Here is a 20,498-nt window from a genome sequence, read left to right as displayed (position 1 = left end):
GAAGGCTACGATCGAACTTTTCCTTGGACATGACACTCCTCACGGGGCCGGAGCTTCGTCCGGCGCTCTCGGTCTCAACTCGGGAAAAGCAACTCCCGAAAGGTGCTGCGTCGTGCTCCAAACCTGCTGCGACGTCAACTGAAATCGCCCGGTAGACAACCCTCCGGGCGACCCATTACCGGTTCAACGCCGCCTTCGGGGCCGGCGCGTAGTGGCTGAACTGCATGGTGTAGGTCGCCCTTCCCTGGCTGCGGCTGCGCAGGTCGGTCGAGTACCCGAACATGGCGGCCAAGGGCACCTGCGCCTGGATGGCCTGCACGTTCCCCGGCCGAGGCGTCATCCCCAGGATCTTCCCCCGGCGACCATTGAGGTCTCCGATGACGTCGCCCATGGACTCCTCGGGCGTGAGGATCTCGCAGTTCATGATGGGCTCGAGGAGCACCGGCGAGGCCCGCTGCACCGCGTCCTTGAAGCCCAGGGAGCCAGCGATCTTGTACGCCATCTCGCTGGAGTCCACGTCGTGCATGGAGCCGTCGAAGGCCTCGACCTTGACGTCCACCATGGGGTAGCCGGCCACCGGCCCGTTCTGCATGGACTCGGCGATGCCCTGCTTCGCCGCGTCCACGAACTCCTTGGACACCGCGCCCCCGACAATCTTGTTCTCGAACTGGAAGCCCTTGCCTGGCTCGTTCGGCATCACGCGCAGCCAGATGTGGCCGTACTGGCCTCGGCCTCCCGTCTGCCGGATGTACTTGCCCTCGGCCTCCATCGGGACCGTGATGGTCTCGCGATAGGCCACCTGCGGCTTGCCGATGTTCGCGTCGACCTTGAACTCGCGCAGGAGCCGGTCGACGATGATCTCCAGGTGCAGCTCGCCCATGCCGGCGATGATGGTCTGCCCCGTCTCCTCGTTCGTCTTCACGCGGAACGACGGATCCTCCGCCGCGAGCCGTTGGAGCGCCTGGATGATCTTGTCCTGGTCCGCCGTCGACTTCGGCTCGATGGCGATGTCGATGACCGGCTCGGGGAACTCCATCCGCTCCAGGATGATGGGGTGCTTGTCGTCGCAGAGCGTGTCGCCCGTGGTGGCGAGCTTCATGCCCACCACCGCGCAGATGTCACCCGCGTAGCACTCGGTCAGCTCGTCCTTCTTGTCCGCGCGCATCTGCACGAGCCGGCTCACGCGCTCGCGCTTGCCCTTCACCGAGTTCCACACCGCGGTCCCCGCCTCCAGGCGGCCTGAGTAGACACGCAGGAACGTGAGCGTCTGCGAGGCGAACGCGGGGTCGTTCATGATCTTGAACGCCAGCGCACTGAACGGCGCGTCGTCGCGGGTGGGTCGCTCCTCGTCCTCGCCCTTGAGGTTCTTGCCGTGCACGGGCGGGATGTCCAACGGGCTGGGCAGGTAGTCCACCACGGCGTCCAGCAGCGGCTGTACGCCCTTGTGGCGGAACGCCGAGCCGCAGAAGACCGGAAACAGCTTCAGCCCGACACAACCCTCGCGGATCCCCGCGCGGATCTCCTCCTCGGTGAACTCCGCCCCCTCCAGGAACTTGTTGGTGAGCGCGTCGCTCTGCTCCGCCACGGCCTCCACCAGCTCGGCGCGCGCGGCGTCGGCCGCTTCGCGGAACTCCTCGGGGATGTCCACCGTGTCGTAGCGGCTGCCTTGGGCGTCGTCGTGGAACACGAGCGCCTTCATCTGCACCAGGTCGATGACGCCGCGGTGCTTGTCCTCGGAGCCCAGCGGCAACTGCATGCGCACGGGCCGGGCACCCAGCTTCTCGCGGATGGTGCCCACGGACATCTCGAAGTCCGCGCCCACTCGGTCCATCTTGTTGATGAAGCAGATGCGGGGGACCTTGTACTTGTCCGCCTGGCGCCAGACCGTCTCCGACTGGGGCTCGACGCCGTTCACCGCGTCGAACACCGCGACCGCGCCATCCAGCACGCGCAGCGAGCGCTCGACCTCGATGGTGAAGTCCACGTGGCCCGGCGTGTCGAGGATGTTGACGCGGTAGCTCTGCTCGCGCCGCTTCCAGAACGAGGTGATCGCGGCCGAGGTGATGGTGATGCCGCGCTCGCGCTCCTGCACCATCCAGTCCGTCGTGGTGGTGCCTTCGTGCACCTCCCCCATCTTGTGGATGGCCCCTGTGTAGAACAGGATCCGTTCGGTGGTGGTCGTCTTGCCGGCATCGATGTGCGCCATGATGCCGATGTTGCGGTAGCGCTCGAGTGGGTACTCGCGAGCCATGACTCAGTGCCTCTCCACGGGAGGCGGGCAAGCCGACACGGCCTCCGCGCTCACCGACCGGAAATTTCAGAGAACCTGCTTCTAGCAAAAACAAAACCGCCCGGATGCATCCTCTGCATCCGAGCGGCGTCCGCGAGCCCCTAAGGGACTACCAGCGGTAGTGCGCGAAGGCCTTGTTCGCCTCGGCCATCTTGTGCGTGTCTTCACGCTTCTTCACCGCGTTACCGCGGTTGTTGGCGGCGTCCATGATCTCGCCGGCCAGCTTCTCCTGCATCGTCTTCTCACCACGCGCCTTGGCGTAGGTGATGATCCAGCGCATGCCCAGCGCCACGCGGCGATCCTGACGGACCTCCACGGGCACCTGGTAGGTGGCGCCACCGACGCGGCGGCTCTTCACCTCGAGCACGGGCTTGACGTTGTCCAGGGCCTTCTTGAAGGTCTTGAGGGGGTCCTCCTTCGCACGCTCCTCGATGAGGGCGAACGCGCCGTAGCAGACTCCCTCGGCGATGGACTTCTTCCCCTTGCGCATCAGGTCGTTGACGAACTTCGTCACGAGCCGATCCTGGAACTTCGGATCGGGGAGGATCTTCCGCTTAGCGACTACGCGACGACGAGGCATCTCTTCTCTTCCCTTACGCCCCACTTCCCTCTTCCGAGGAAATACACCGGGGCTTCAAACGCTGCATTCTTGGAACTGCGGAGGACACTCCCCAGGGTGTGGGGCCAGCGTCCGACACGGCTTCAAATGACGAAGGTGGTCAGCGATCCGAGCCAATCAGCTCGGGCGCTTCGCTCCGTACTTCGAACGGCTCTGCTTGCGGCCCGCAACACCCACGGAGTCCAGCGTTCCGCGAACGATGTGGTAGCGAACACCCGGGAGGTCCTTCACACGGCCACCGCGGATCATCACCACCGAGTGCTCCTGGAGGTTGTGACCCACGCCGGGGATGTAGGAGGTGACCTCGATCCCGTTGGTCAGACGAACACGCGCCACCTTGCGGAGGGCCGAGTTCGGCTTCTTCGGGGTCGTGGTGTACACGCGGGTGCAAACACCGCGCTTCTGGGGGCACTCCTTCAGGGCAGGGCTCTTGCCCTTGATGTTGAGCTTCTCGCGGCCCTTGCGGACGAGCTGGCTGATGGTCGGCACTGAAACCTCTTCTTCGATGGGAGCCGCCTCGAGCACACCAGGCGGCACATATCTACCTACAGGCTACAGAAAGGCGCGCGAGTATAGAGAGGGGCCTCCCCGTGTCAAGCACGGCAGGACCCTGGCCAGGAAGCAGCCGGGACCCGATAACCCTTTTCCATCTTCGTCGAACCTGGAGACAGCGGGCGGTCCTCTACTCCGCGTGCGGTTAGAAGTCGAGGACCATCACGATCGCGTCCTCGCCCTCGTCCACGTAATAGTTCGGACGGATGCCCACAGGACGAAAGCCCAGCGCGCGGTAGAGGTTCAGCGCGGGCTCATTGCTCCTACGGACCTCCAGCGTCGCCAGGGAGCAGCGATGCGCGCGACCTCGGGCGAGCAGTTCGTCCATCACGGCGCGGGCCACCCCACGCCGCCGATGCTCGGGGGACGTGGCCACATTCAGCACGTGCACTTCGTCGTGGACGATCCAGAAGATGGCGAGCCCGAGCAGCTCCACCCCACCCTCTGGCAGCGGGTCCTCCACGAGGAGGATGGTGGACCACTCGTGCTCCAGCTCGCGCTGGAGCAGCTCCGTGGACCAGGGGTTGCGAAAGGACGCCTTCTCCAGGGCCATGACCGCCGGGAGGTCATCCCGGGTCATCCGGCGGATCAGGAAGCCGTGGCTGGGCCCGGATGCGCCCTCGTCGTTCAGGCGCCTCATCGCCGGGCCTCCCGAGCAAAGGCCGCCACCCGACGGACCTGCGCCGCAGAGCGCGCCTCGGCCAGGACTCTGGCGGCCAGCTCGTTGTAGCGGGCCCGGACCAGCCTGTCGCGAATGGCCGTGCGCGCCGCCTGGTCGTACTCACCTGGGAACTCGGCCCGGTGCGAGTCGTAGTACTGCCGCACCTCGGTCTCGCTTGCCTGGGCCTTGATCCGCACGCGGCTGTCCAGGATGCGCTCGGCGCGCAGCATGCGCGCCACGGCGACCGCAAGTCCCTCCCGGTCCATGTCGTGGAGGGCCAGGAAGCGCCTCAGGGCCTCCGGGCCGCCAAGTCGGGCCTGGAAGGCCACCAGGCGGGTCTCGACATCCGACGGCTCGACGGGAAAGGCCTGCAGGCGGTCCGCCGTCAGTACGAGGAGGCGCTGGCTGATGGCCAGATCGAGGGACCGACGCAGCGTCTCCTCGTCCAACGGGTCCGAGGCGGCCTGCACGGCCCCCTGCTGGACGAGCGCCACCCGGGCCTCGAAATCCAGCTCGCTGAGGGTCAGGACCTGGCCCTCGATGACGGCGACCACCCGGTCCACCACCGCGTTCTCGGTCCGGTCCGAATCAGCGGACGCGGGAGGCGCCGCCCAGACGCTTGCCGGGGCGGTCGCGAGCAGCCAGCCCACCAGGCACAGGGGACCCGCTCGAGCTGCGCGCGGCACTGCCATGGCCTCCCTCATCTTGCGGCGACTCTAACCATCCCACGGTCTTTCGGACATCCCGTGCTGGCGTCGCCCTCTGTACTGGTTACGTTCTTGCAATCGGGTACAGCACGGCGGGAACAAATGGCGGACGACTACTACCAGATTCTGGGCGTCTCGCGGACGGCGTCCGCGGACGAGATCAAGAAGGCCTTCAGGAAGCTGGCGCGAGAACACCACCCCGACGTGAACCAGGGGAGCAAGGCGAAGGCGGCGGAGGAGAAGTTCAAGAAGCTCAACGCCGCCTTCGAGGTCTTGAGCGACCCGAAGAAGCGCAAGCTGTACGACGAGTTTGGCGAGGACGCCGAGAAGATCGGCTACGACGAGAAGAAGGCGGAAGCGTACCGCGCCTACCGGGCGGCCCAGTCCGCGGGTGGCGGAGGCGGGGGCGGCATCCCCTACGGCGCCGAGGGCGTGGACCTGGGCGACCTCTTCAACGACATCTTCGGGCGATCCGGCGGCGGTGGTGGCGGCGTCAACATGGGGGACGTCTTCGGGCGGAGGACCCGGCCCTCCGGTGCCGAGCGCGGCGATGACCTCACCACCCGCGTGCAAGTCACCCTGGCCGAAGCTGTCACGGGCACCGAGCGCGCCATCACCCTGCGCCGCCCGGGACGCTGTCCCAAGTGCCAGGGACGTGGTGATACCGGCCAGATGGTGACCTGCCCCACCTGCAACGGCTCGGGCCGCGCGCGCCGGGCACCGGGGCTCTTTGGTGGATCCGGGTTCTGCCCCACGTGCCATGGCAGCGGGCGGGCCGCGGAGCCGTGTCCCGAGTGCGACGGCACCGGCGTCCACGAGGAGACGACCCGGCTGACCGTGAAGATTCCGGCGGGAGTGCACACGGGCTCGAAGGTGCGGCTGGCGGGTCAGGGCGCCGCTGGCGAGCATGGCGCGCCTCCCGGTGACCTCTACATCGAGGTGGATGTGGCCGAGCATCCCCTCGTGAAGCGTGACGGGGACGACCTGACCATGGACCTGCCCGTGACGGTCTCCGAGGCCGTGCTCGGCGCCGAGGTTCGCGTCCCCACCTTCCAGGGCGAGGTCACCGTGAAGGTTCCCGCCGGGTCACAGTCCGGGCGGCGCATGCGGCTCAAGGGCCGCGGCGTCCCTTCCCTCAAGGGGGGAGCCCCTGGCGACATGTACCTCACCGTGCAGGTCAAGGTCCCGGAGGACGCAGACGCGGAGACTCGCGCGGCGGCCGAGACACTGTCACGCGCCTATCGCGGCGATGTGCGTCGCGAGTTGACGCTCTGAAGCCGCGGGCCGCGACGTTGCGGTTGGCTCTTGTCTTGCGAGGCGCACCGTCCTAGACGGCGCCTCCACCTTCTAATTCCTTCTTCGAACACCGGAACGAGTGCGCACCATGGGTCTCTTCGATTTCCTCACGGGTGGATCGGGTCCCGACAAGGCCCTCAAGCTCAAGTCCAAGGTCACCCAGAAGTATGGGGATCCGACCACGCGGCAGAAGGCCATCCAGCAGCTGGGGGAGATGAAGTTCCCCGAGGCCATCACCGTCCTGCTCAGCCGCTTCACCATCACCGTGGACCCGCTCACCACGGACGCGGACGAGAAGGAGCACACGTTCGAGTTGATCAAGGGCTTCGGGCAGGACGCCGTCGCCCCCATCAGCGACTTCCTGCGCAAGAGCGATCAGGCCACCTCCTGGGCCCTGCGCCTGCTGATGGAGCTGCAGTCCGAGGAGCAGGTGCTCGGCATCGTCACGGACACGCTCAAGCACCTGTCCAGCCACTACACCCGGGACCCGGAGAAGAAGGTCGTCCTGCTGCACGCCGTCTCCGGGAAGACCGACCCTCGCGTCCCCGAAGCCGTCCTCCCCTTCCTGGAGGACATGTCGGACGACGTGAAGATCGCGGCCCTGAAGTCGCTCGGGGGGCTGAAGCACGAGTCGACGCGCGAGCCCATGCTCAAGCTGCTCACCGCCGAGGAGACCGGCCGCCGCGTCCAGACCGCCGCGCTGGGGGCCCTGGCTGACTGTGGGTTCTCGGTGAAAGGCTTCCAGGAGAAGGTCCAGGCGCTGCTCGTGGAGCCCTACTCCCTGGACAAGGACGCCCACATCCAGCGCAAGGGCTGAGTCCGGCTGTCGTCCATCCGACACGGCCAGTGTCCTGGAGTGGGCCTCGACCCGCGAGGCCATTCCCTCGCGGGGGCTCTCTGGAGCAGGATCAGCCGGTGCCCTCGAAGAGAAAGGGGCCGCTGGCCGAAGTCGTGCCGCTGCGCCCCCTCGCGAAGAAGACCCCCGCCAAGCGGGCCGCGAAGCCAGCTCCACCGGTGGATCCGGATGCGGCCGCGCGCGCCCTCTTGGAGATGGGGCGCCACCTGACCGACAACGCCGGCCCCACCGAGGCGCTGCGCTCCCAGCTCCAAATCCTCTACGCGCTCCTCAAGCCCAAGGTCTGCTACGTGGCGCGCTACTTCCCCGCGAGGGATCAGCTCCACGTCGAGCACGTGCGGGGCCGCAATGACGACCGCATCATCGCCGCCTCACCCGGTGATGGCGCCGTGGGCCGGGCCTTCACGCAGAAGACGCTGGTGCGCGAGCCCGGGACCGTGGCCGTCCCACTCGAGGGTGCCCAGGGCATCACGGGCGTCCTCGTGGTGCTGGGCGCCCGGCGCAAGGCGAGCGACACGCTGATGCTCTCCCTGGCCGCGCACCTGTCCGCCGCCTACGAGGTCGCCCGGCTGCGCGACGACAGTGCCCGGCGCAACAAGGACCTCCAGACGGCCATCGCCGGCCTCAAGAGCCTGGAGCAGAACCGCGAGGAGCTGCTCGGGAATGTCTCGCATGACCTGAAGAACCCCCTCACCACCATCAAGGCCTATCTGGCCATGCTGGGGCGCGAGAAGCTGGGGGCGCTGGCGGACTCGCAGCGGCGCGCGGTGCAGACCTGCGATCGCAACGCGGACCGCCTGCTGCGCATGGTGAACGACCTGGTGCTGATGTCCCGGCTGTCGTCCGGGAAGATGCAGCTCAACCAGCGCCCCTTTGGCATCAAGGCCGTGGCCGAAGAAGTGGTGCGTGCCCTGGGCGCCCTCGCCGAGCACTGCAAGGTGCGCGTGGTCATCCCGCCCTGCCCCGAGGTCTTCGTCCGAGGGGACCGCGAACGCATCGCCGAGGCCATCCACAACCTCGTCGAGAACGGCATCCACCACAGCGAGGCCGAGAACACCGTGGAGGTGCGCGTGTCCACCGCGGACGGCGTCGCCATGCTTTCGGTGAAGGACTCGGGGCCGGGCATGTCCACGGACGCCCTGGAGCACGTGTTCGACTCGTACTACCGCGCCCAGCCGGGCATGCCGCGCCCCCCGGGAGCGGGCCTGGGCCTGCCCCTGGTGGCGAAGATCATCGCCCTGCACGGAGGCCGCGTGGAGGCCTCCAGCATCCTGGGCGAGGGCAGCACCTTCCAGTTCGTCCTGCCCATGTTCGCGGGGGCGGTGAGCACGCCCGAGCTGTCCCAGGCGGCGCCCAAGGCCGGTGGCATCCTGCTGGTGGAGGATGACGCAGACTGTCGCGAGGTCCTCCAGCAGGTGCTGGAGCAGGAGGGCTATCGGGTGATGGCCACGTCGGGCGCCTCGGAGGCGCGCACCCTCCTGTCGCACATCCGACCGGCCATGGTCCTGCTGGATCTGCGGCTGAGCGAGGAGGATGGCCGCTCGGTGCTGCGCTTCATCCGAGGCACCGAGTCGCTGGCGGACGTCGTCGTGTACATCATCTCCGGAGCGAGCGAGGTCGCCTCCCTCACGTCCGGCGAGGGGCTGGACCGGATTGATGGGTTCTTCGAGAAGCCCCTGCAGTTGCCCAAGCTGCTGGACATCGTGGCGGCGGTGGTCCGCCCCAGCATGCGGGGGCCCGCCGTCCCCTGAATGACGGGAAGGTTTCTTCCCGCGCAGAAGGGATGGCGGGAAACCGCCGAGCCTTGGCTAGTATCCGCGCGGTCCATGAGCACTTCTGTCTACTCCCGTTATCGCGCCGCCTTCGCCCAGGCGATCGCCCAGGTCCTGGGCGTGCCGGCGCCCGACATCGAGTCCCAGGTCAAGCCGGCCGAGCCCGCGCATGGCGACCTGAGCTTCGCCACGTTCTCCCTCGCCAAGGCGCAGAAGAAGGCCCCGCCCGCCATCGCCGCCGAGCTGGCCCGCGCCGTCACCGTCCCGGGGCTCGAGGTGAAGTCCGTGGGGCCGTACGTCAACGCGCGCTTCAACGCCCTGCCCTTCACGTCCGAGGTCATCGACACCATCCGTCAGGCGGGCCTGGCCTACGGCAGCGACAAGGACGCCGGGACGGGCAAGACGGTGGTCATCGACTACTCGTCGCCCAACATCGCCAAGCCCATTGGCTTCCACCACATCCGCACCACGTTCCTCGGGCACTGCATCGCCAACCTGTACCGCGCGCTGGGCTGGCGGGTGGAGGGCATCAACTACCTGGGTGACTGGGGCAAGCAGTTCGGCCTCGTGGCCGTGGGTTTCCAGGAGTACGGCGACCCGGCGCGCATGGACGACATGAGCCACCTGGTCCAGGTGTACGTGAAGGCCAACCAGCGCGCCGAGAGCGACCCCGCCTTCGACGAGAAGGCCCGCGACTTCTTCCGGCGCATGGAGGCAGGTGACGCCGAGGCGCTGAAGCTCTGGAACCAGTTCCGAGAGACGAGCGTGCGCGGCTTCAAGCAGGTCTACGCGCGCATGGGCATCGAGTTCGAGCACATCGAGGGCGAGAGCCGCTACCAGGGCAAGATGGACGCGGTCATCGAGCAGATCGCCCGCAAGCCCGGCGTGAAGGACTCGCAGGGCGCGCTCATCGTCGACATGCCCTACGCGGACAACGAGCCGCCCGTCCTCCTCAAGAAGAACGACGGCAGCACCCTCTACGCCACGCGAGACCTCGCGGCGGCGGAGGACCGCTACGAGCGCTTCCACTTCGAGAAGTCGCTCTACGTCGTGGCGCAGGATCAGGCGCTCCACTTCCGCCAGGTGTTCCGCACCCTGAAGGAGATGGGCCAGCCGTGGGCCGACCGCTGCGTGCACGTGCCGTTCGGCCGCATCCACGGCATGAGCACGCGCAAGGGCCAGGTGGTGGAGATCAACCAGGTCCTCGACGAGGCGCATGAGCGGGTGCTCGAGCGCGTGAAGCAGAACATGGCCGAGGGGCTGCTGAAGACGGACGACCCGGACGGGCTGTCCGAGCAGATCGGCCTGGGCGCTGTCGTGTTCGGCGACCTGAAGCACAAGCGCGCCAGCGACTACACGTTCGACTGGGACGAGGTGGTCAGCCCCGAGGGCCACACCGGCCCCTATCTCCAGTACGCGCACGCGCGCGCCGTCACCGTGCTGCGCAAGGGCGGCGGGGCTCCGGCGACGTATGACGCGGGGCTGCTGTCGCTACCCGAGGAGCAGGCGCTGCTGCGCGAGCTGATGCGGCTGCCCGAGGTCGTGAAGGACGCGGCCGAGCAGTACGAGCCGAGCCTGGTGGCGCGCCTGCTGCTGGACGTGGCCGCCGCGTACAGCCGCTACTACACGCTGGGCAACCAGGATCGGGAGAAGCGAATCCTCGTGGAAGGCAATGACCCCATGCGCGCAGCGCGGCTGGCGCTGACGGACGCGGTGCGCGTGACGCTGGCGGCCGGGCTGACGCTGCTCGGAATCCCGACGCCGGAGAACATGTAACCTGGGGGCTCGCCGTGGATACTGCGCTCGTGCAACCTGAGAATCGGTTCGAGACCTTGAAGGACGAGTTCGGTCCCGTGTCCCGCATGCTGGGGGCACGCTACTTCGATGGGGTGCACTTCCCACCCGAGGCCGAGGACGAGCTGCGCTCGCTCCACGCCAAGGGCTACGTGGTGCACGTCCTGCGCACCACGGCGTGGATCAACTTCCTGTACCTGGCGTGGGCCATGGTGCGCCGCTCGCTGCCGCCCATCCGGGCGGTGGTGAACCTGCGCCCCTGGTTCACGCGCCCCTGGCGTCAGACGGCGCAGCGCGGGGACATCTACGAGCGCTTCCGCTTCGCCTCGCAGCAAGGGGGCAGCGGGCTCGTCTTCCTGCGCCGCACCGCGCTCCTGGCCCCCTCGGGCAAGGAGACGCGCGAGGACCCCTTCCCGGCCCTGGTGCGGCTGGCGCGCACGGGTGACCGGCCCGTCTACCTGGTGCCGGAGCTGTTCGTCTGGGAGAAGCGCAACGCGCGGCTCAAGCCGAGCTGGGTGGACATCGTGTTCGGCAGTCCGGAGGCACCGGGCTTCCTGCACTCGATGCTGGCGTTCTTCCGCAACTACAAGCGCGCGCAGTTCCGCGTGGGCGAGCCCATCGACCTGCGGCGCTTCCTGGAGCAGAACCCGAACGACTCGGATGACGTGCTGGGCCGCAAGGTGCGCGGCGCGCTGCACGTGCACCTCGCCCGCGAGACGCGCGCGGTCTACGGCCCGCCGGTGAAGCCCGCGGACCGACTCATCGACGAGACGCTGCGGGACCGCGGCCTGCGCAAGGTGGTGGACGAGCACGCGGCCGCCACGGGCCGCAAGCCGGAGAGCGTCCTGCGCGAGGCCCAGCGCAACCTGAAGGCCATCGCGGCGAAGCCGAGCCCCACGACGCTGGCGTTCATCGCGCCCATGCTCGAGTGGGTCTTCAACCGCATCTACGACGGCATCGTGGTGGACGAGGCGGGTCTGCACCGCGCGCTGAAGGCCGCGGGCCGCGCGCCCGTGGTGCTGTGCCCCAGCCACAAGAGCCACGTGGACTACCTGGTGCTGAGCTGGGTGCTGTGGAGCCGGGGCTACGCGGTGCCGCTGGTGGCCGCGGGCGCCAACCTGTCCTTCTGGCCGCTGGGGCCCATGTTCCGGCGCTGCGGCGCCTTCTTCCTGCGGCGCTCGTTCAAGGGCGACAAGGTCTACGCCGCGTCGTTCAAGGCGTATGTGAAGAAGCTGGTGCATGACGGCATCCACCAGGAGTTCTTCCCCGAGGGTGGCCGCTCCCGCACGGGCAAGCTGCTGACGCCCAAGCTGGGCATGTTCACGTGGCAGGTCGAGGCCGTGCTGGAGGGCGCGCGCAACGACCTCGTCTTCGTGCCCGTGTCCATCGACTACGAGAAGGTGGTCGAGTCCGGCTCGTACTCGAAGGAGCTGGCCGGCGGCGAGAAGAAGCCCGAGGACATCAAGGCCCTGTTGACGGCGCCCAAGGTGCTGGCGGCGCGCTACGGCCGCATCCATCTCACCTTCGACGAGCCCTTGTCGCTCGTGGACTTCATGAAGGCGCGCGGACTGTCGCCGGACACCGAGGTCAACGACGAGCAGAAGAAGGGCCTCGTGCGCGCGCTGGGCAACCGCGTCATGTACGGCATCAGCAAGGTGTCCACCGTGACGCCGCACGCGCTGGTGAGCGCGTCGCTGCTCGCCCACCGCCGGCGCGGCCTCACCCAGCGCGAGCTGACGGACCGCATCAGCCACCTGCGCCGCATCGCGGATGAGGAAGGCGCGCCCCTGTCTCGCGAGCTGAGCAACGCACCCAGCAACCCCGAGACGCTCGGCCCCATCCAGGACGCGGTGCGCGAGTTCGTGTCGGATGAGATCATCCGCACGCAGGAAGCGCGCGGCGAGGTCATCTACCAGGTGGAGGATGCGCGCCGCCCGGAGATGGCCTTCTACAAGAACACCCTCATGAACCGGGTGGTCGCCCGCAGCCTCGTGGCCAACGCGCTCTTGGGCGGCTCACCCGCGCCCTACGACACCGTGAAGGCGCGCGCGCTGTTCCTCTCCCGCTTGTTCAAGGTGGAGTTCATCTACCGGGTGGGCGCGAGCTTCGACACCATCTTCGCGGAGACGGTGGAGCGCCTGGTGCGCATGGGGCTGGTGATTCACGAGGGCGACGTGCTCAAGGAGGCGCCCGAGACGCATGCGCGTCCGGAGCTGGAGTTCCTCGCCGACCTGCTGCGCGACTACCTGGAGGCCTATCTGCTCGCCGCGATGACGCTGCGCGACGTGGCGGAAGGGCAGCCCATGGACCGCAAGGCCTTCGTGAAGCTGGCGATGGAGACGGGGCGCGCGGAGTACCACGCGGGTCGCATCACCGCCGCCGAGTCCCTGGCCAAGACGACGCTGGAGAACGCGGTCGAGTACCTGCTGGATCAGAAGATCCTGATCGAGGAGGACAAGAAGCTCAAACCGGGGCCGGCGGCCACAGACCTCGCCACGCGCAACCCGCTGGCCGAGGACATCCGCCAGTACCTGCGGCGAGGCTGATCCACCCTCCCGCTCGCCAGGAAGCGGGACGTCGCGATGGGGACAGGGTAGATACGCGGAGTCGGGCCCTTGGGGCCCTTCTCTGGCAGGAGCCCCCTGGTGGAAGAGACCCCTTCAAGCGCCGCACCGCTTCCTGAGTCCCCCGCCCCACTCGAGCCTCTGGCGCCGGCCCTCCCCACCGTCATCGCCCTGGCGCTGTTCATCGTCGTGGGCGGCGCGGCGCAGCTCGCCAACGCGGCGTTCGGGGTGTGGTTCACCGAGGTGTTCATCTTCCTCGGGCTGGGCTGGGTGCTGCTGCGCGCCAAGGGCTTCCGGCCCGCGGTCTACACGGGGCTCGTGCCCCTGCGCTCCGCCCCCACGCTGTTCGGCTTCGCGGTGGGCGTGGCCAACTTCTTCGCGCTCGTGGTGCCCATCCAGTACGCGGCCCAGCAGGTGGTGCCGCCGTGGATGCGGGAGATGTTCGACGCCTCGCACCTGTTCGACAGTCAGTCGAGCGTGGAGATGGCGCTCATCCTGGGCGGCGTGGCCATTGGGGCGCCGCTGTGTGAGGAGTTCTTCTTCCGCGGCATCCTCCAGAAGGGCCTCACCCCGCCTGCCCCGGCCTCGCCCATGCGGGCGCTCGTCATCACGGCCGTCATCTTCAGCGCGTTCCACCTGGACCCCGTGGGCTTCCTGGCGCGCGTGGAGCTGGGCCTGCTGTTCGGGTGGCTCTACCTGCGCACGGGCTCGCTGTGGCCCGGAATGGCCGCCCACGCGGCCAACAACCTGGTGTCCACCGTGCTCTACCTCATCGCCTCGCGCACCGCCGCGGCGGGCCAGGCGGACGCGGAGACGACGGATCCCCGCGCGGTGCTCGGGCTGGCGCTGGTGGGCGGCCTGGGGCTGCTGGCCCTCAAGTCCGTGGCGCGATTCACCCCGTCCGTCTGGGGACGCGGCGGGGACGCGCCGCTCGAGGAGGCACGGGCGCCAGGGGTGACGCCGTCGCTGTCGCGATTGCTGCTGCCCTGGGTGGTGGCCTCGACCGTGTCGCTGGTGGGGCTCGGCGTCGTGGACAAGCGCGGCGTGGCCTTGAGTTTGTTCGACATCGTGTACCCGCTGCCCAAGCTGAAGAAGGACGCGGCGCCGGGGCTGGTGGCGGAGCGCGCGGCACTGAAGCAGGCCCGCGCGGCGGCTCGCCGGGGAGCCATCCCCATGGAGGCCTACGAGGAAGAGCGGCGCCGGCAGGCCGAGGCCTACAAGGCCAAGCGCTGAGCGACGCGCGCCTCACCGCCACGAGCGGGAGGCGCGCCCTCGCAACAGCTCAGACGAAGCGATACGACGCGACGTGGAACACCGGCCCCACCATGGCGCTGGTGAGCGCGGCGCGGTCCACGTGCCCTTCGGCTTCCACGCGGTGACCGTCCTTCTTCAGCTTCCGGTCGCCGCCCGCCAGTTGGTACGTGGTACCGTCATCGCCCTCGAGCACCCAGACACCGGGCCCGAGGTCGCGGTACATGACTCGGCCGGAGAGCTTCACGCCTCCTCCCGCTTGAGCATCGCCCGGCCGATGACGAGGCACAGCACCGTGTGGAACACGAGCCACGGGCGCGCGATGAACGTGAAGGGCATCCACGCCAGCGACGGCGCCCCGGTCCACGCCGCGTAGGCGAGGAAGCCCGCGAAGCCCAGCGCCAGGCCGCCCACCGCGGGGCGCATGCCCTTCCACGCGATGGCTGGCAGCGAGAGTCCCAGCGGGATGAGCGCGCTGTAGAACAGCGGGTTCACCGTGCGACCGCGGCCGAAGATGATGCGCTGCCAATCCGGGATGGGCAGCGAGGCCATGTCCACCGCGTCCAGGCCCAGCCCCGAGGCCCCGCCGAACCACGAGCGCGCGAAGAACACGCCCACCGTGGCGAGCAAGAGCGGCGCGAAGAAGGCGGGCCGCACCAGGACGTTGAGGAAGCCCGGGCGCTCACGGCCGCGCAGCGAGAAGAGCACCAGGGCCATCAGCCCCAGGGCCCAGTACAGCGGCGACCACGCCGTCTCCGCGTCGCCTCGGAAGTGCTTGAGCGAGGCCTCTGCGTTGAGCACGCCGTGGCCGTACTGCTCGGACCAGGCGACGTTGCCCACGGGCTTCGCGCCCGCGTAGAGCGCCTCCTCGACCTCGTCCGGGCTCTTGGCGCCCGCGGCGTAGAGCATCGCGGCGACGGCGGCCACGTGCGGCGTGGCCATGCTCGTGCCCTGGTAGGAGGCGTAGACGGAGCGCGCGGGGTCGCGCGGGTCGATGGTGTTCTGGATGATGCCGCCCGCGTCGCCCTGGCGCTTGTCCCCGCCCGGCGCGGCGATATCGAGCTCCTTGCCGAAAGAGGAGTACGGGGCCAGCGTGCTGTCCGGGCCCACCGCGGACACCGCGATGGCACCGGGATAGGCGGCCGGAAACTCGACGTGAGCGCGGCCCCCGTTGCCCGCGGCGGCCACCACCGTGACGCCCTTCTTGCGGGCGTACTCGACCGCGCTGGCCATGACCTGCGCGTAGCCGCCACCCCCCAGCGACAGGTTGATGACCCGCGCGCCGTGGTCCGCCGCGAAGCGGATGGCATCCGCGATGTCCGCCGTGGTGCCGCTGCCGAAGTGGTTGAGCACCTTCACCGGCATCAGCGTCGCCTCGAAGGCCACGCCCGCCACGCCCTGCCCGTTGTCCGTGGCCTGGGCGATGGTGCCCGCCACGTGCGTGCCGTGGCCGTGGTCGTCGTTGGCGTGCTCGTCGTCGTTGACGAAGTCGTAGCCCTTCACGAACTTCGCGCCCTTCAGGTCCGGCACCTGCTTGAAGTCGTCGTAGTCCTCGTAGGCGATGCCCGTGTCGATGACGGCCACCACCACGCCCTTGCCCCGCGAGCGCTCCCAGGCCCGCGGCATGTCGATCATCCGCAGGTTCCACTGCTGCGCGTACTGCGGATCATTCGGGGTGTAGCTGGCGTGGAGCTCCAGCAGCGGCTCGGCGGACTCGACCGCCGGGTTCTGACGGATCCGCGTGAGCGCCGCGTCCAGGTCGTCCACGCCCACCGCCAGGGTGACGCCGTCGTCGGCGCCCTCGATGGAGTTGAACTCCAGGTCGACGCCCCACTCCTTCTCCCAGGCGTCGAACTGCGCCTTGGTGGTGCCATCCTTGAAGTCCACCACGATGGCGCCGGGAACCACCTGGGCGGGGTCCACCTCGGTGGCGACAGCGCGGGCCGCCGGCTCGGTGCCGGACGCGGTGGGCGCCTGCGGCTCACGCGAGGGGGACGCACACGCCGCGGCCATCAAAGCCAGCGCCGCGGGAACCACGGTCCTTCGCACCATCCGCATCGCACACTCCTTCAGAAAGACGTCGCGTCGAGGTCTCTACGAACGAACCGCGAAACGATTGGGTCTGCCGGGGCAGTCTGTATGTCCCCTGCTCGCGCATGCAAGGCGGCGAGCGTGAAGAAACGTGACAGAGTCCGCAGAGTTGCACGCCCTCGGTCACCCGCCCGCGAGACGACCCAACCAGCCGGAAACCGCGCGCCCCACCTGTGGCAGGTTGCGATGGAACGTCGGCCCCGCATCCTCGATCACCTCTAGGAGTCCGCCCGACTCGGCGACAGCGGAAGCCAGCGCGGCGCGCGACATGCGCCGGTCCTCTTCCCCCACGATGACGAGCAGCGGACACGGCAGCCGCGATAGCGCGACGACATCCACATCCAGCGGCGCCACCAGACACACCCCGCCCACGCACGGGTGACGGGCCTGGAGGTCCAACGCAACCCGGGCCCCGCCATACAGCGAAGCCACCGCGAGGGCCGTCGTGCCGGCGTTCTCCAACAGCACGCGCATGGCGGCCTCGGCATCATCGACCAGGGACTCGCCCGTGCCGCGCTCGCCCTGGCTGGCGCCCACGCCCCGATGGTTGAAGCGCAGGGTGGGAAAGCCCGCGTGGGCCGCGGCCCAGACCAGCTCCGCGGCGAGGAGATGATCCATCCCTCCGCCCTCTTCCGGGCGCGGCGGCAGCACCAGCAACGGCGGCGCGCGCGTGCCTCGGTGCGCCGTGGCGTCCATCACCTCGTTGCCCACCGGCACGAGCGTGGGGCGCTCCAGGAACTGCCCTTTCTGGACCATGCCTCACCTTAGCGTCGCGACGCGGACCTCACATCGGTGTGACTCGCCATGACGCAGCTGCTCAGGAATTGCCGCAGCGCACAACCTACGCAATGCGTCAACCGATAATTGTCCAATCCCACGCAACTGGTGACGCATTCGGGTGACAATGGAAACGTCTCCCTCACTTTCCCTGCGCAGGAGCCCCCATCCATGACCACCATCGAGCGCGGTCGCAACGCCCTCAAGCCGCTTGGCACGAGCACCCAGCCCACCGCCGAGCTGAGCCGCGCGGCGAGCGCCAAGCCGGTGGAGGCGAAGAAGCCGCAGCTGGTGGCGGATGGGTTCGAGTCCAAGTCGGCGAAGGCCGTGGCCGCGGTGTTCACCGCCCCGGCGGGCTCTCCGGACCGCGTCTATGACGGCAAGCTGGTGGGCGCGGGCGGACAGACGTTCGACGCGAGCACGCCGCTGAGCCAGGTGCCGCCGTTCACGCCCCGCAACAACCCCAACGCCACCGAGACGGCCATCTACATCAACGGCATCTCGACGACGAAGGACGGGCAGGCCGGCTCGCTGCAGGCGCTGGCGGACAGCACGGGCATGCGCACCATCGGCATCCACAACGCCACCGAGGGCATGGTGTCGGATGTGATCCAGTGCGTGAAGGACAAGCTCGACAAGGGCAAGAACCCGGCGGTGGACACGCTGGCGGACGCCGTCTACTCCGAGCTGAAGGCGGGCCGGGACGTGCACGTGATGGCGCACAGCCAGGGTGGCCTCATCACCTCGCGCGCGCTCAACGACGTGGCGCGCCGGATGCGCATTGAAGATGGGATGTCCCAGGCGGACGTGGAGAAGGCGCTGAACCACGTGAAGGTGGAGACTTTCGGCTCGGCGGGCGCCACGTACCCGGACGGTCCGCAGTACGTGCACTACGTCAACAACCGCGACCTGGTCCCCAGCGTGTTGGGCCTGGGCGGGAGCCTGGATCCGCTGGCGCTCCTGCGTCACCCGGGCAAGGGCGCGCAGGTGGAGCGCTTCTCGGAGAAGACGATGTTCACCGGCGCGCACGCGCTGGAGGCCACGTACCTGAAGCACCGCGTCCCGTTCGATCAGGCGCGGGCCGGACAGTTCTGACGCCTCCATCGTCGTGCTATGCAGGTGGCCATGACCCGTGACGAAGCGCAGCGGTTGGTGCAGACCTTCCTGCGGGCCCAGGGCATTCACCTGAGCCCGGGCCTCAGTCCGAGTGGCGTGGGTGGCGTGAGCGTGGGTGAGGCGCAGCTCTACTTCGAGCACAGCTCGCAGACGGGCGGGCTCAAGTGCAGCGGCCTCATCTACCGCTTCCGCGAGTCCCCTCGCCCCGGTGTCCTCGATGGCTTCCGTGACGAAGAGAAGTCGGGCACGGACACCGGCGGAGGCACGGTGGACTTCGAGCCGGAGAGCAAGAGCCTCTTCCTCAGCCGCACGTACGCGGCCATCCCCGCCGACAAGGCGTTCTCCGACGACCTCGCGCGGCTGATGAAGGCCAGCCTCGACTGGGGCGGCGACGTGTTCGAGCGCGTGGCCTCGCGGGTGTTCCCCGCGAAGACCGCGAAGTAGCCATGGCCTGGGCGCTCCCCACGGGCGTGCACTGGGTGCTGTCCTCCCTCGGGGTGATGCAGCCGCCGCCGCGCGCGGGCGGGCCGCTCACCCGGGAGTCAGCGCGGGCCCTGGTGCGCTGGTATCTCCAGGGCAAGGGCGCCACCAGCACCGAGGGGCTCGACGCGGAGGGCCGGGGTGGCGCCATGCTGAGAGAGGCGCAGCTCTACTTCGAGCACCTGGAGGCGAAGCAGGCGCTGGAGTGCAGCGCGCTCGTCTACCGCTTCCGCGAGGAGCCCAAGCCCGGCGTCATCGACGGCTTCCGCGCCGAGGCCACCGAGGGCACCGACGCGGGCGGCGGCGAGGTGGCCTATGAGGCCGACACCCGCTGCCTCTACCTGCGCCACACGTACACGCAGGTGCCCACGGGTGCCGAGTTCTCACGCGACATGGACCGGCTCATGAAGGCCAGCCTCGTGTGGGGGCGCGACGTGCTGGACCGCGTCGCGCACCGTGTCTTCGGCACCTAGCTAGACGGCCTGGAGCACGTAGAACTTGAGGTACTTCCCTTCCGGGAACTGCAAGCGCACGGGGTGATCCGGCGGCTGGTAGCGCTCCTCGACGAGCGCCAGGTCCACGCCGGTCTTGAAGCCCGCCTCGCGCACCGCGCCCATGAACATGTCCGGGCTCACGCGCGCCGAGCACGACGCGGTGGCCAGGAGTCCACCCGGGCGCAGGATGGCCAGCGCCTGCCGGTTCAGCGAGGCGTAGCCGTCCACGGCGGCCTCCACCGCGCGCTGGCTCTTCGCGAAGGCGGGCGGGTCCAGGACGATGAGGTCGAAGGTGCGGCCCTCGTCCTTGAACGACTGGATGAGCTTGAACACGTCCGCCGCGAGGAAGTCGTGCTTCTCGGCGGGCAGCCCGTTGCGCGTGAAGTTCTCGCGGGCCAGCGCGATGGCGTCCGGATCCTGATCCACCGAGAAGACGCTGCGCGCGCCGCCCATCGCGGCGTTCACGGAGAAGCCCCCGCTGAAGCTGAAGCAGTTGAGCACGTCACGGCCCTGCGACAGCCGGCGGATGAGGTGGCGGTTCTCGCGCTGATCCAGGAAGAACCCCGTCTTCTGGCCGCGCCACGCGTCCACCAGGAACGTCACGCCGCGCTCACGGATGGGGATGAGCTCCGGCGCATCGGTGCCCCAGAGCATGCGCCCCGAGCCCCGGCCGTCGTCCTCGTCCACGTCGTCGCGCCCCACCTCGTCGCGGCCGAGCACGCCCTTGAGGCCGGGCACGCCCGCCTTGAGCGCCTCGACGATGAGCGGCCGGTAGGGCGTGAGGCCCGCGGAGTAGAGCTTCATCACCGCCCAGCCCGCATACAGGTCCACCACGACGCCCGGCAGCCCGTCTCCCTCGCCGTGGATCAGCCGGTAGCTGTCCGTGTCCGTGAGGTCGATGAGTTCTCGGCGCGCGGTGAGCGCGCGCACCACCCGCTGCGTGATGAAGGCCGCGTCCACCGGCTGGCGTGGGTCGCGCGTCAACACCCGCACGGCGATGGCCGAGTGCGGATCGTAGTAACCGCGCGCGACGAACTTCCCGTTCTCCGTCAGGTCCACCACGCAGCCCGCGGGGATGCGGGGCACGTGCTCCAGCGCCTTGCGGAAGACCCAGGGGTGTCCGGCACGCAGGTGGCGCCCCAGGCCGCGGGCCAGCTCCAACTTCACGAAATCCACAG

The 20,498-nt window shown here is 68.9% G+C and carries 18 protein-coding genes; 9 read left to right on the top strand and 9 right to left on the bottom strand.

All coding sequences use genetic code 11. The features are described from left to right. Window positions 1–175 precede the first annotated feature (175 nt). The 5 genes from fusA to JGU66_24550 all read right to left on the bottom strand — a co-directional run bounded on the left by fusA (window position 176) and on the right by JGU66_24550 (window position 4,814). Window positions 176–2,251 (bottom strand): elongation factor G, encoded by a 2,076-nt coding sequence (gene fusA, locus JGU66_24570; GenBank protein ID MBJ6763959.1) that lies wholly within the window; start codon window positions 2,249–2,251, stop codon window positions 176–178. A gap of 148 nt (window positions 2,252–2,399) precedes the next feature. After that, window positions 2,400–2,870, bottom strand: coding sequence for a 30S ribosomal protein S7 (rpsG, locus tag JGU66_24565; GenBank protein ID MBJ6763958.1), 471 nt, complete (start codon window positions 2,868–2,870; stop codon window positions 2,400–2,402). Window positions 2,871–3,026: 156 nt separating this feature from the next. Continuing rightward, entirely contained in the window at window positions 3,027–3,398 is a 372-nt protein-coding gene (locus JGU66_24560; protein ID MBJ6763957.1) for a 30S ribosomal protein S12, read from the bottom strand. 208 nt (window positions 3,399–3,606) lie between these two features. Then, the gene (gene rimI, locus JGU66_24555; protein ID MBJ6763956.1) at window positions 3,607–4,101 is read right to left on the bottom strand and encodes a ribosomal protein S18-alanine N-acetyltransferase; all 495 of its coding nucleotides are present in this window, start codon (window positions 4,099–4,101) and stop codon (window positions 3,607–3,609) included. Next, window positions 4,098–4,814, bottom strand: coding sequence for a hypothetical protein (locus JGU66_24550; protein MBJ6763955.1), 717 nt, complete (start codon window positions 4,812–4,814; stop codon window positions 4,098–4,100). Before JGU66_24550 ends, rimI begins: the two co-directional genes overlap by 4 nt. Before the next feature lie 117 nt (window positions 4,815–4,931). Between JGU66_24550 and JGU66_24545 the strand changes: the two genes are divergently transcribed. From JGU66_24545 to JGU66_24520, 6 genes are all read left to right on the top strand, one after another. Then, window positions 4,932–6,104 carry a J domain-containing protein gene (locus JGU66_24545; GenBank protein MBJ6763954.1) on the top strand — a complete coding sequence of 391 codons (1,173 nt, stop codon included), beginning with the start codon at window positions 4,932–4,934 and terminating at the stop codon, window positions 6,102–6,104. Window positions 6,105–6,213: 109 nt separating this feature from the next. After that, window positions 6,214–6,942: a HEAT repeat domain-containing protein gene (locus tag JGU66_24540; GenBank protein ID MBJ6763953.1), complete on the top strand. Its 729-nt coding sequence runs from the start codon at window positions 6,214–6,216 to the stop codon at window positions 6,940–6,942. Between the two features lie 98 nt (window positions 6,943–7,040). Beyond that, entirely contained in the window at window positions 7,041–8,732 is a 1,692-nt protein-coding gene (locus tag JGU66_24535) for a hybrid sensor histidine kinase/response regulator (protein ID MBJ6763952.1), read from the top strand. 75 nt (window positions 8,733–8,807) lie between these two features. Next, window positions 8,808–10,529 (top strand): arginine--tRNA ligase, encoded by a 1,722-nt coding sequence (gene argS / locus JGU66_24530; GenBank protein ID MBJ6763951.1) that lies wholly within the window; start codon window positions 8,808–8,810, stop codon window positions 10,527–10,529. 14 nt (window positions 10,530–10,543) lie between these two features. Then, window positions 10,544–13,093 (top strand): 1-acyl-sn-glycerol-3-phosphate acyltransferase, encoded by a 2,550-nt coding sequence (locus JGU66_24525; protein MBJ6763950.1) that lies wholly within the window; start codon window positions 10,544–10,546, stop codon window positions 13,091–13,093. A 96-nt stretch (window positions 13,094–13,189) separates the two neighbouring features. After that, a complete protein-coding gene (locus tag JGU66_24520) occupies window positions 13,190–14,344 on the top strand; it encodes a CPBP family intramembrane metalloprotease (protein MBJ6763949.1) in 1,155 nt (384 codons plus the stop codon). A gap of 49 nt (window positions 14,345–14,393) precedes the next feature. Here the strand turns inward: JGU66_24520 and JGU66_24515 are convergent, their stop codons facing one another. From JGU66_24515 to JGU66_24505, 3 genes are all read right to left on the bottom strand, one after another. Next, window positions 14,394–14,609 (bottom strand): hypothetical protein, encoded by a 216-nt coding sequence (locus tag JGU66_24515; GenBank protein ID MBJ6763948.1) that lies wholly within the window; start codon window positions 14,607–14,609, stop codon window positions 14,394–14,396. Continuing rightward, window positions 14,606–16,420, bottom strand: coding sequence for a peptidase S8 (locus JGU66_24510; GenBank protein ID MBJ6763947.1), 1,815 nt, complete (start codon window positions 16,418–16,420; stop codon window positions 14,606–14,608). Before JGU66_24510 ends, JGU66_24515 begins: the two co-directional genes overlap by 4 nt. A gap of 156 nt (window positions 16,421–16,576) precedes the next feature. Continuing rightward, window positions 16,577–17,209, bottom strand: coding sequence for an alpha/beta hydrolase (locus JGU66_24505; protein ID MBJ6763946.1), 633 nt, complete (start codon window positions 17,207–17,209; stop codon window positions 16,577–16,579). A 192-nt stretch (window positions 17,210–17,401) separates the two neighbouring features. Between JGU66_24505 and JGU66_24500 the strand changes: the two genes are divergently transcribed. The 3 genes from JGU66_24500 to JGU66_24490 are packed head-to-tail and all read left to right on the top strand — an operon-like array spanning window position 17,402 to window position 19,299. Continuing rightward, on the top strand, window positions 17,402–18,325 hold the full coding sequence (locus JGU66_24500) for a hypothetical protein (protein ID MBJ6763945.1): 924 nt from the start codon (window positions 17,402–17,404) through the stop codon (window positions 18,323–18,325). A gap of 30 nt (window positions 18,326–18,355) precedes the next feature. Continuing rightward, on the top strand, window positions 18,356–18,790 hold the full coding sequence (locus JGU66_24495) for a hypothetical protein (protein MBJ6763944.1): 435 nt from the start codon (window positions 18,356–18,358) through the stop codon (window positions 18,788–18,790). Window positions 18,791–18,846: 56 nt separating this feature from the next. Further along, complete coding sequence (locus tag JGU66_24490) at window positions 18,847–19,299, top strand: hypothetical protein (protein MBJ6763943.1); 453 nt, start codon at window positions 18,847–18,849, stop codon at window positions 19,297–19,299. Here JGU66_24490 and JGU66_24485 read toward each other — a convergent pair whose 3' ends face one another. After that, the gene (locus tag JGU66_24485; protein ID MBJ6763942.1) at window positions 19,300–20,496 is read right to left on the bottom strand and encodes a class I SAM-dependent rRNA methyltransferase; all 1,197 of its coding nucleotides are present in this window, start codon (window positions 20,494–20,496) and stop codon (window positions 19,300–19,302) included. Window positions 20,497–20,498 lie beyond the last annotated feature (2 nt).

Source organism: Myxococcaceae bacterium JPH2 (assembly GCA_016458225.1).
Classification (GTDB): domain Bacteria; phylum Myxococcota; class Myxococcia; order Myxococcales; family Myxococcaceae; genus Citreicoccus.
Note: the sequence above shows the minus strand (reverse complement) of the source record. Positions and strands in the feature narration are given on the sequence as shown.

What these genes read in the sequence shown, in the direction of transcription:
- JGU66_24510 (MBJ6763947.1), bottom strand. Translation starts at nt 16,420, where the DNA reads ATGCGGATGGTGCGAAGGACCGTGGTTCCCGCGGCGCTGGCTTTGATG.
- JGU66_24505 (MBJ6763946.1), bottom strand. Translation starts at nt 17,209, where the DNA reads ATGGTCCAGAAAGGGCAGTTCCTGGAGCGCCCCACGCTCGTGCCGGTG.
- JGU66_24495 (MBJ6763944.1), top strand. Translation starts at nt 18,356, where the DNA reads ATGACCCGTGACGAAGCGCAGCGGTTGGTGCAGACCTTCCTGCGGGCC.
- rpsG (MBJ6763958.1), bottom strand. Translation starts at nt 2,870, where the DNA reads ATGCCTCGTCGTCGCGTAGTCGCTAAGCGGAAGATCCTCCCCGATCCG.
- JGU66_24550 (MBJ6763955.1), bottom strand. Translation starts at nt 4,814, where the DNA reads ATGGCAGTGCCGCGCGCAGCTCGAGCGGGTCCCCTGTGCCTGGTGGGC.
- argS (MBJ6763951.1), top strand. Translation starts at nt 8,808, where the DNA reads ATGAGCACTTCTGTCTACTCCCGTTATCGCGCCGCCTTCGCCCAGGCG.
- JGU66_24545 (MBJ6763954.1), top strand. Translation starts at nt 4,932, where the DNA reads ATGGCGGACGACTACTACCAGATTCTGGGCGTCTCGCGGACGGCGTCC.
- JGU66_24500 (MBJ6763945.1), top strand. Translation starts at nt 17,402, where the DNA reads ATGACCACCATCGAGCGCGGTCGCAACGCCCTCAAGCCGCTTGGCACG.
- JGU66_24540 (MBJ6763953.1), top strand. Translation starts at nt 6,214, where the DNA reads ATGGGTCTCTTCGATTTCCTCACGGGTGGATCGGGTCCCGACAAGGCC.
- fusA (MBJ6763959.1), bottom strand. Translation starts at nt 2,251, where the DNA reads ATGGCTCGCGAGTACCCACTCGAGCGCTACCGCAACATCGGCATCATG.
- rimI (MBJ6763956.1), bottom strand. Translation starts at nt 4,101, where the DNA reads ATGAGGCGCCTGAACGACGAGGGCGCATCCGGGCCCAGCCACGGCTTC.
- JGU66_24490 (MBJ6763943.1), top strand. Translation starts at nt 18,847, where the DNA reads ATGCAGCCGCCGCCGCGCGCGGGCGGGCCGCTCACCCGGGAGTCAGCG.